Genomic DNA, 9,743 nt, shown 5'->3' on the forward strand with positions numbered 1-9,743 from the left:
GTTTAAAATCATTTTATAGCAATCCAGGATAAGAAGCTTCCAAAATCAGAATAAAGCCATGAGCAAACTGTATGACGTCATAATTATCGGCTGCGGCCCCGCTGGAGCCACTGCTGCGCTGTTGCTGGCCGCAAAGGGAATGGATGTCGCCGTCCTGGACAAGAAATCCTTTCCCAGGTTCAAGCTCTGCGCCGGCATGCTCACCCAAAAGACCCTTGACCAGTGCAGCTTATTTTATCCTGAACTTGCTCATGAGCTTAAAAAGAGGGATATCATAAGACATGTTTCCAGTCAGTATGCCATAAGTACTGGGAAAAAACGCTTATACACAGGCAGTTCTAAGTATTCCTACGTCCTGGTGGACAGGGAAAGCTATGACCAGCTGTGGCATGAAAAGGTCAGGGAAACAGGGGCTTCTGTATACAGGGAACAGATCGTCCGGGTGGACATTCCTGAATCCCGGGTTACTGCCAAAAACGGCAGGGTGTTCAGGGGACGTTTCATCCTGGGTGCGGACGGCGGATCCAGCCGGGTGCGCAAGACCCTGGCCCTGGAAAAGGTGGTCCGTCCTCCCTGGAGCAAAGGCTCAGCCCTGGCCTTAGAGACTTTTGTATCCAGGCAACAGGCAGGCTTTCCCGATTTTCCGGAGCTTTTTACAGGCATTGTCCCGGATGGCTATGCCTGGTCCTTTCCCGGGGCCTCAAGGCAGAGATTGGGCATCTGCTCGGCTGTGGTCAAGGACGGCCGCGAGCTCAGAAAGATTATGCTGGATCTGCTTGCCGGGCAAGGAGTTCATCTGGATGAAAAGGAAATCAGGGGGCATGTCCTGCCTTACGGGGACTATGAAAAGACCCCTGGATTTCAGAATATTCTGCTCCTGGGAGATGCAGCCGGAATGGCTGATCCCCTCCTGGGGGAAGGGATTTACTATGCACACGCCACAGGCGGGCTGGCAGCCAGGGCCGTTGAGGAGTGCTGGTCCAGGAATGACAGGACTGCGGATGTGTATTCCAGCCTGCTGTCGGATATAATCAGGGATATGCGTATTAAATGGTTCATGCGCAAGGCCGGTCTGGGGCTGCTGCCCCTGCTGCAGTTACGCTCCCTGCGTCCCTGCCTTGATTTTATCCTGCCCCGCCTGGAGCACATGATACATAAAAGGTAAAACCTCTTACTCCTCGTTTCTCTGATGACAGCCCAGGCTCTGCTTGTTGCGCAGGGCCGCGGTGGTTATGAGATAAGCTGAGTAACACCCGTGGAAAAGCTCCACCAGGGGCTGTGAAATTGGTGTTTCCCTGTAGAAATCGTGCAGTCTCTTGTTCAGGTTGCGCATGTCCTCAAAGCCTCGCTGCAGCCTGGGCCTGGTCCTGTTTATTCCCACATAATTCCACATGGTATTCTTGATGGTGGCCCAGTCCTGGGCAATGAGTACCGGATCTTCGTTCTGCTTGTTGCCCAGAAACTTCCAGTCCGGCACAGAGGCCTTTGTTTTCTGGCTTAGCCTGGATCTTGCGCCATGCCTGGAGGCTATGGTTTCGGCGATGGTCTGACCCCAGAGCAGGGCTTCCAGAAGGGAGGTGCTGGCCAGGCGATTGGCACCGTGTACCCCGGTACAGGCGCATTCGCCGGCGGCAAAAAGCCTTTCTATGGTTGTTCTTCCTGTTGTGTCCACCAGGATTCCCCCGCAGAAATAATGGGCCGCTGGCACCACAGGGATAAGCTGATCGCGTATGTCTATGCCCAGTTCCAGGCATTTCTTGTGAATGGTGGGAAATCTCTTGTCCGGGTTCTGAATGTGCGTTGCAGCATCCAGGAAGACCATATCCTCGTGTGTGGCGAGCATTTCATCCACAATGGCCCTGGTTACGATATCCCTGGGAGCCAGGTCTTTTCGGGAATCGTACTTGTGCATAAAGGGTTCTCCGCGGGCATTGACCAGGAATGCACCCTCGCCTCGCAGGGCTTCTGTAATGAGAAATTTGCGAGGTCCGCGGTGAAAAAGGGCAGTGGGGTGGAACTGGATGAACTCCAGGTTCATCATTCTGGCCCCGGCCCGGTGGCCCATGGATACGGCTGAACCCAGGGAAAGCCTGCAGTTGGTGGTATTGAGATAGATCTGGCCCATACCTCCGGAGGCCAGAATGGTGTAGTCCGCCAGGACCTTGAGAACATTGCCGGTGGCCTGCTCCAGGACATAAGCCCCCATGCACCGGTTGTTCAGATGGTACCTGATTTCCTTGCGGGTGCAGTGGTGATGAGTGGTGAGCAGGTCAACTGCGGTATGACCGGTAAGCACCTTTATATTGGGCTCCTTTTTTACGGCCTTGACATAGGCGTCCATTATGGCCCGGCCGGTATAGTCGGCGCAGTGAAGGACCCTGGCCAGGCTGTGCCCTCCTTCACGGGTAAGATGAAAAGAACCGTTCAGGCTGTCAAAGGGCACCTGCAGGTCCTCGATGAGAATTTTTTGCACCACTTCCGGGCCTCTAAGACACAGGTAGCGGACCGCCTGGAGGTGATTGTAATTCCATCCAGCCGTAAGAATGTCGTTTTCCATGAGGTCAGGGGTGTCTTCAGGGGCCTTGTAGACTATCCCTCCCTGGGCCAGTGCAGAGTTGCCGTCATCCATGGATAAGCCGGAGCAGACCAGCAGGACATCCCGCCCTTTGCGTGCCAGGTGAAGGGCTGCAGTGCATCCGGCTATACCGGAACCGATGATCAGTACCCGGGTTTCCAGAGTGGTATCCGACATATAATCAGTCCTTGTTTATCTGTTTGTAAGGGGAGATATGCTGCATGATCAATCAGATTTCCATATTCATGCTGAAATCCGCGGCAACGGCCGAGTGGGTCAGGGCGCCCACGGATATGTATGTTGGGCCAAGAAGGGCCAGATCCCGTATATTGTCCAGGTTTACGCCTCCGCTGATCTCGCTTTCCACCCCGGCCTGCCTGGTTATTTTAAGTGAGAATCTTATTTCATCCATACCCATGTTGTCCAGCATGATTCTATCTGATCCAGCCCTGACCGCCTCGCGCACGTCATCCACACTGCGGCATTCCACTTCTACAGGCGGACAAGGCTGGTAAGTATTGCGGAGTATCTGCACAGCCTTTTCTATGCTCCCGGCCTGGTCGATATGGTTGTCCTTGAGCATGAGCATTTCTTCCAGGTCCATGCGATGGTTCATGCCTCCGCCCAGGCGTACGGCGTACTTTTCCAGGTAGCGATGCCCGGGGGTGGTTTTCCTGGTATCCAGGAGTTTGACATCAGTATCTTCGATTTTCTGGATATAGGCCCGGGTAAGGTTGGCGATCCCCGAAAGTCTGGCCATGAAGTTCAGAATTATTCTCTCAGCCCGAAGGATTTTGCATGTGCCGCCCCTGATGTTCACCACCGGGGTGTTCGGGTCCACAAGGTCTCCTTCCTGGACCATAAATTCCGGCCGGCTTTCACCGGCTATTTTGTTCAGTATGATCTGGACCAGGGGGAGTCCTGCAACCAGGGTCTTCTGTCTGGCCTTGATGACAGCCAGGCATTTGTCTTCTGGACTGAATACGGCCATGGAGGTCAGATCCTGTCCATCTTCCTGAAGGGCGAGTCTGATCAGGGCCTCCAGGTGATCCATGATCCCGGCGTGAAAAAAGTTTTCAAAGTCGTTTTGTTTTTTCATAAGTGCCTGCCCCTATATCTGCCCACGGCAATAGTTGACAATATCCGGTTGATAACCCCGTAACTTCTATGCATGCCGGGCGGGTATGTAAAGCTTGTAAAAAAAATAACTCGAGGTTACAAAGTCTTCATTCTTCGTTTCCGGACAGGTCGGTTGCCCGTTCAACTGTTTGCACAAGAGGAGGTTGTCAGGATGTCATTGAGAGACAGCAGCCCTGGGAGGCTGTACTATCGAGGACTGGAAAATGCTGTCTTGCCTTTTATAAAAAACAGAGGCTTCACCCCCAACAGGGTTACCTTTGCCGGGCTGGTATTTGCCATTATGGTACCCTTGGGATTTTCAGCACATGCTTTCTGGGGGCTTTTGCTCATAGCCCTGGCGGGCATAGCTGACAGCGCCGACGGCCTGCTGGCCAGGGACAGCGGGCCAAAGAGTTCCTTCGGGGTATTTCTGGATTCAACCCTGGACCGCATCAGAGACACTTTTTTTCTCATGGGGTTCTGGGTGCTTTTCTGGCTGGACGGACGCTGGATACTGGAAGCCACCATTTTGTTTTTCCTGGCTCTGCTGAGCATGTACCTCATAAGCTATATAAAGGCCGGGGCTGAAGCCGCAGGCCTGGACTGCGACACAGGGCTCATGACCAGGTCTGTCAGGGTGGTGTATATGCTGGTCTGGGCTTTTTTGCTGGTGGTTGTGCCGGGTACGGCAGAGGCCCTGCTCTGGATCGGAATCAGCGTTTTTCTGCTGGCATGCGCTTTTACTGTCGGACAGAGAATCGTGCATGTACGCAATCAGTACAGTTTTATGATTTAGCATGAGGCATGAAATTGAGGGATTCAGGGATTGAGGTATTGAGGGATTCAGGAATAGCAGGGGAGTTTGGAGTTTCCGTTTGGCCGGAGTTAGGGCATGGAGCATGGGGCATAGGGCCCCGGTGAAATTCGCTGCGCTGATACTTCGTATATTTCACGGGGTAAACATGGGGGAAGAGGGGATAAGAGCAGACACAAGGTGTGCTCAATAATTTTTTAATTTTTTAACAGATGTCGTAGAGGTATATCAGATGTCCAATATGTTTGGTCCCAATGATCCCAGGTGGCAGGGTCCACAGTTCAGGCTGGAAGACCTGGATTTTTCCAGGATCTACAAGCTGGCCAAAGTGGGTCTGGCTGTGGTGGCCTTTATTCTTGTCCTGTCCGGGATCGGCTGGGCCCAGTCCTTTTACACCGACTGGCTGTGGTTCAGCAGCCTGGGTTATCAGCAGATAATTCTCAAAATTCTGTATACCAGCGTGGGCATGTTTTTTCTGGGGGCGGCGGTTTTTCTGGCTCTGGCCCTGCCCAATATCTACCTGGCCCACAAAAATATCACCAGCCTGCGCCTTATAAACCAGAATGTTCCCATGCAGCTTTATTACAAAGCCCGTACCGTGGTTTTCTGGGGGGCTTTCTGCGCAGCCGGTCTGGGGGCGGTTGTCCTGGCCAGGTCCTTTGCCTCGCAATGGGAAAAGGCGCTTTTGTTTATGCATCAGTTGCCCTTTGAAGAGTCAGATCCCATTTTCGGCAACGACCTGGGCTTTTATGTCTTTTCCATGCCCATGCTGGACTTTGTCCGTTCCTGGCTGCTGGTGGCAGTGATATTTGTGCTGATAATCGTTGCGGCATACTATTTCCTGAACAGCCTTCTGCGCGGAGAACAGTTCAGCTTCACCGGCAGGGTCAGGACCCACCTGGCCCTTCTCGGAGCAGGAGTTCTTCTGATCATGGCTCTGGGACACTGGCTGGGCCGCTATGACCTGCTCAATTCAACCATGGGTGCAGTCTACGGCATAGGGTTTACCGAAGACAAGGTGCTGCGCCCGGGACTGGCGATTATGACTTTTGTGGCCCTGGCTGCAGCCGGAGTATTGGCTGCAGCACCCTTCTACCGGGGCAGGCAGCTCATGGTTGTGGCCCTGGCAGCCTGGTTCGGCCTGAATATAGTGCTGGTGCATCTGGCTCCCGGACTGGTGCAGCGGTTTATGGTGGAACCTAGTGAACTGGCCCGGGAACGCGATTACCTGGAGCACAATATTAATTTTACCAGACAGGCCTATGGTCTGGACAATATTGCTTCCCAGCGCCATCCTGCCAGAGGTGAAATGGATCGTCAGACCATAGAGGACAACGAAGGCACGGTGCGCAATGTCCGTCTGTGGGACGAGGGGCCGCTTCTGCAGAGTTATAACCAGATCCAGTTTTTCCGGCTTTACTATGATTTTCTGCAGGTGCACACCGATCGCTACAATGTTGATGACGAGCTGCGGCAGGTCATGCTGGCCACCAGGGAGCTGTCCGCGGACAAGCTGCCCAGTGAAGCCCAGCGCTGGGTCAACCGCAGGCTGCAGTTCACCCACGGCTACGGCGTGGCCATGACCCCGGTGACTGAAGTGGAGTCCGGAGGGCGTCCCGGGTTTTTTATCCGGGATGTACCACCCACCGGCAAGGTAAACCTTGACAGGCCTGAAATATACTATGGACTCAAGAGCCTGGACTACCTTATAGTTCGCAGCCGCATGCAGGAGTTCAACTATCCCGGCCCTGAAGGCCCGGTATACACCCATTACGAGGGAGAAGGCGGGGTAAAGCTGGATTCGTTTTTCCGCCGGCTCATGTATGCCTGGAAATTCAGCGATATCAATATCCTGATATCCAACGAGGTGACCCGGGAAAGCCTTATCCAGTACCGGCGAACCATTCCGGAGCGTTTTTCCGTGCTGACTCCTTTCCTGCAAAGAGACCGTGAAGCCTACAGCGTTGTGGCCGATGGCAAGGTCTACTGGATTCAGGATGCTTATACCGTTACCTCCAGGTATCCCTACTCAGCCCCATGGCAGAGAGCTTTCAACTACATGCGCAACAGCGTCAAGACTGTGGCTGATGCCTATCACGGTCACATGGATTACTACATATCAGACCCGGACGATCCAGTGGTGCGGACCTATGATGCTGTTTTTCCGGATCTTTTCAAGCCCCTGGAGGAAATGCCGGAGTATTTGAGAGATCATGTCCGCTATCCTCTGGACCTGTTTACAGTTCAGAGTCAGAAACTTCTGGAATACCATATGCAGGATCCGGTGGTCTTTTACAACAAGGAGGATCAGTGGTCAGTGCCGGTCCAGCATTCTTTCGGACAAACCGAGGTTTTGCAGCCATATTATATTGTTGCCAGGCTTCCAGGGGAAGAAAAAGAAGAGTTTCTGCTTATACAGCCCTTTACCCCTGTGGACAGGCACAATCTGGTGGGCTGGCTGGCCGCCAGAAGCGATGGTGAAAACCTGGGGGAAATGGTGCTGTACAACTTTCCATCTGGAAGACACGTGGACGGGCCGAACCAAGTGGAGGCCCGAATAGACAACGATGCCATCATTTCGGAGCAGTTCACCCTCTGGGGGCAGGTGGGTTCAGAGGTCTCCAGGGGCATCCTGCTGGTCATACCTGTAGGAGATTCCCTGCTTTATGCCGAACCGGTGTTCTTGAAGCCCGATACCCTGGATTTTCCGGAGCTTCGAAGGATAATCCTGGCTGATTCGGAGCAGGTGGTCATGCACCAGATTCTGGACGACTCCATTGACGCTTTGGTGGGGGAATTGCCTGCAGTGGCCCCGGTGGTGGAGACCGACGAGGAACTGCCTGTACGCGAAGACCGCGAAGACAGGGTCCTGCCCGAGTTCCGCGAAGGCCTGCGCGAGGCTGTGGACAGCCTGCAGGAAGTCCTGGACGGCCTGAAGGAGATGCTCAGGTAACGCTTCTGTCCACTAAAACACCCTGGTAAAGATCCAGGTGCCGGCCACAAAGGTGCCCAGAACGCTGCCCTGGTTGGCCAGGACCACCACCAGGAGGATCCTGCATACCGGGTTCATCCAAAAGGCCTTGATAGAAGTAAAGGCCTTGGGCAGGTGTTCCAGGTCCGAGACCAGCGGTTTTTTGACCCAGGCCTGCACCAGGCCGGCTATCCACCCGGCGGCCATGGTGGGGTTGAGGCTGGTCAGGGGTGCGGCCACAAATGCGGCCATAATGGTGTAGGGATGAGCCAGGGCCAGGCTTACAGCTAAGGCGGAGCACAGTCCGTTGACCAGGATCCAGATATATATGGATTGCACGGAATGTTGCGCCCCCTGGGTCACAAAACCAAGCACCAGCAGGCCGATAATGACTAAGGGGATGCCCCACTTGATGATGGTCGGCCAGACAGCCTTCCCGGGCATTTCAGTCAGTGGGCCGATGTCGATATCCTGGTCCAGGTAGGTGGTTATGCCGGGAATATGCCCCGCACCGACTATCACCAGGATGGTTTTTCCGGGGCTTTCGGCGATCTTGTGGGCCAGGTACTGATCACGTTCGTCAATGAGTGATTTCTGAATCTGGGGGAAGGATCTGGAAAACTCATCCATGACCACCTGGAGCTGGTCCTTTTTTTTGAGTTTTTCAATGTCTTCTTTTTTGATGTCCCCGGGAAAGACCATTCCCGCAAGAAGCTGCATCAAGAGCTTGAATTTGCCCCACATGGACAAAGAACCCCAGACCCTTTTCAGGGTTATGTTCACATCCCTGTCCGCCAGTACGAGATCCGCCCCGGTGCGTTCAGCCTGCCTTACACCTTCGAGCATTTCCGCGCCGGGCTTGACCCCGAGCTTTTGGCCGATTTTGCGGTAAAAAGCGCTGAGCCCCAGTTGGGCCAGCAGGAAAAGGGCCTTGTTTTCCTTGATAACCTGGTAGATGTCCGTGTTTTTCCATACATCGGGGTGCACCAGGGTCTGATACCTGGAAGGACAGAGTTCAACGCAGATGGTGTCCGGACGTATCTGCTCTACAGCCTGTTGAACATCATCAACGCTCTGCTGGGAAACGTGGGCTGTGCCCAGCAGGTATACGGTTTTTTCGCCTGCCTGGATCTGTTGCAGATTTTCCAGGTTGCCCGGGTTTTGCTGACTCATTTCTTGTGAATGCTCCTGATGGGTGTATTATGTTGACAAGAGGCCCGCAGCCTGCTTGAGGGCCTTGCGTTTTTTCTGTATCCGGTTGTTTCGGGCCGCCCCGTGGATCAAAGATGATATCATAAGTCTAACCTGTAGATGATGCAAGTGACGAGAATGCGTGTTTTACAAAACAATGCCCGCAGGGAAATAAACCCTGATCCTGCAGCAACCCTGTCCCGCAACCTTTTTCAGCACGGGTTTCTGGCCGGGGTGCCACTTTGTTCGGGCCTTGGCCTGTGCGGCGGGTGCAGGGTGCTTTTTCACAGCGGCGCGCCTGAGCCTTCGGACAAAGATTATGATTTTTTCAGCCCCGAAGAACTGTCCCGGGGGTATCGCCTGGCTTGCGCCCATTTTCCGGATGCGGACATGGTCCTTGAAATCCCCAGGCAGCAAAAGCCGGAAAAATCCGAGTGGCAGAGCCGTGCCGCTCCTGTTGCAGCCGGGGTGGACCTGGGCACTACCAGCATTAAATGGGGGTTTGCCCATGACCGAGGCGGGCCAAGCACAGGTACTGTATTAAATCCCCAGATGGGAGCAGGCAGCGAAGTCATGTCCAGGCTGGCTTATGCCCGGGAAAGCCGGGAACACTTCCAGCAACTTCAGGACCTTCTGCTGCAAGAGCTCCAAAGAATTCTCGAGCTTTCTCCTGAGAGCATCCCGGCCTGCATTACCGGCAATCCGGCCATGATTCATCTGCTGCTGGGCCTGGATATTGCCGGGCTGGCCGGTCATCCATACCACCTGGGCGGCCCGGCCGGAGACTTTTTTGCCCTGCCGGGAATCAGGCAGAGGGTTTTTATTCCACCTCTTATCTCGCCCTTTGTGGGAGCAGATATATCCAGCGGCCTTACCTGCCTTATTCTGCAGGAAAAGGCAACTTTTCCTTTTTTGTTTTTTGATCTGGGCACCAATGGTGAAATGGTACTGGGGCTTGGCCCGGGCGAGTATTTCTGCACCAGTGTGGCCCTGGGCCCGGCCCTGGAAGGGGTGGGGCTCAGATTCGGCAGTGCCTTCGGTGACGGTGTAGCCTCGGGATTTGATTTTACCCA

The 9,743-nt window shown here is 54.2% G+C and carries 7 protein-coding genes; 4 read left to right on the forward strand and 3 right to left on the reverse strand.

Annotated elements, in window-relative coordinates; all coding sequences use genetic code 11:
- Positions 1-58 precede the first annotated feature (58 nt).
- Positions 59-1,165: a geranylgeranyl reductase family protein gene (locus D5S03_RS08395; protein WP_008869402.1), complete on the forward strand. Its 1,107-nt coding sequence runs from the start codon at positions 59-61 to the stop codon at positions 1,163-1,165.
- Between the two features lie 6 nt (positions 1,166-1,171).
- Here the strand turns inward: D5S03_RS08395 and nadB are convergent, their stop codons facing one another.
- Together nadB and nadC are read right to left on the reverse strand one after the other, a co-directional pair.
- Complete coding sequence (gene nadB, locus D5S03_RS08400; protein WP_287043447.1) at positions 1,172-2,752, reverse strand: L-aspartate oxidase; 1,581 nt, start codon at positions 2,750-2,752, stop codon at positions 1,172-1,174.
- Between the two features lie 52 nt (positions 2,753-2,804).
- On the reverse strand, positions 2,805-3,674 hold the full coding sequence (gene nadC, locus D5S03_RS08405) for a carboxylating nicotinate-nucleotide diphosphorylase (protein ID WP_287043448.1): 870 nt from the start codon (positions 3,672-3,674) through the stop codon (positions 2,805-2,807).
- Positions 3,675-3,926: 252 nt separating this feature from the next.
- Here nadC and D5S03_RS08410 point away from each other — a divergent pair, with 252 nt between their 5' ends.
- On the forward strand, positions 3,927-4,490 hold the full coding sequence (locus D5S03_RS08410) for a CDP-alcohol phosphatidyltransferase family protein (RefSeq protein ID WP_287043460.1): 564 nt from the start codon (positions 3,927-3,929) through the stop codon (positions 4,488-4,490).
- 250 nt (positions 4,491-4,740) lie between these two features.
- A complete protein-coding gene (locus D5S03_RS08415) occupies positions 4,741-7,461 on the forward strand; it encodes a UPF0182 family membrane protein (protein ID WP_287043462.1) in 2,721 nt (906 codons plus the stop codon).
- A 12-nt stretch (positions 7,462-7,473) separates the two neighbouring features.
- On the opposite strand, the gene D5S03_RS08420 is transcribed toward D5S03_RS08415, so the two are convergent.
- Positions 7,474-8,652 carry a TraB/GumN family protein gene (locus D5S03_RS08420; RefSeq protein ID WP_008869397.1) on the reverse strand — a complete coding sequence of 393 codons (1,179 nt, stop codon included), beginning with the start codon at positions 8,650-8,652 and terminating at the stop codon, positions 7,474-7,476.
- Positions 8,653-8,808: 156 nt separating this feature from the next.
- On the opposite strand from D5S03_RS08420, the gene D5S03_RS08425 reads away from it, so the two are divergent.
- The coding region (locus D5S03_RS08425; protein WP_287043464.1) for an ASKHA domain-containing protein at positions 8,809-9,743 on the forward strand (935 nt) is incomplete at its 3' end.

This window comes from Desulfonatronospira sp. MSAO_Bac3, from assembly GCF_003838035.1.
Lineage (GTDB): Bacteria > Desulfobacterota > Desulfovibrionia > Desulfovibrionales > Desulfonatronovibrionaceae > Desulfonatronospira > Desulfonatronospira thiodismutans.

Bases quoted from the DNA above. Each gene is read 5' to 3' on its own strand.
- nadB (WP_287043447.1), bottom strand. From the start codon at position 2,752: ATGTCGGATACCACTCTGGAAACCCGGGTACTGATCATCGGTTCCGGT.
- D5S03_RS08415 (WP_287043462.1), top strand. From the start codon at position 4,741: ATGTCCAATATGTTTGGTCCCAATGATCCCAGGTGGCAGGGTCCACAG.
- D5S03_RS08395 (WP_008869402.1), top strand. From the start codon at position 59: ATGAGCAAACTGTATGACGTCATAATTATCGGCTGCGGCCCCGCTGGA.
- D5S03_RS08420 (WP_008869397.1), bottom strand. From the start codon at position 8,652: ATGAGTCAGCAAAACCCGGGCAACCTGGAAAATCTGCAACAGATCCAG.
- nadC (WP_287043448.1), bottom strand. From the start codon at position 3,674: ATGAAAAAACAAAACGACTTTGAAAACTTTTTTCACGCCGGGATCATG.